Origin of the sequence: Mitsuaria sp. WAJ17 (genome assembly GCF_014174515.1) — a bacterium.
Classification (GTDB): Bacteria; Pseudomonadota; Gammaproteobacteria; order Burkholderiales; family Burkholderiaceae_C; genus Roseateles_B.
In genome coordinates this window covers 1-311 of record NZ_JACJUG010000171.1, presented here as the reverse complement: position 1 = coordinate 311, position 311 = coordinate 1, and the positions used below count along the sequence as shown (strand labels likewise).

Sequence of the window (311 nt, the reverse complement as noted above, 5' to 3'; positions counted from 1 at the left end):
CAGTGCCAACCAGATCAGGCCGATGAACCAGCGGTCGCGCTCGGGAATGGCCCGCATCAGCGCGCGGAAGGCCCAGGTCAGGCCGGCGAAGGCCAGCAGAAACAGGCCCTGCTTGCCCACGCGTTCCCAGTCCATCAGGATCAGCGCGAGCACGCCCCAGATGGCAATGTCGTCCACGCTCGCATAACGCAGGATGCGCTGGCCGATCGGCTGGCGCAGGATCTCCAGCTTCTCCATCAGCAGGATCAGGATGGGCAAGGCTGTCACCGCGCAGGACATGCCCACGCCCAGCACGAACTGCCAGCTCAGCG

General features: G+C 65.9%; 1 pseudogene. It reads right to left on the bottom strand.

From position 1 onward, the window contains the following. Nucleotides 1-311 (bottom strand): annotated as a pseudogene (locus H5407_RS23920) (cation:proton antiporter); the annotation flags it as partial.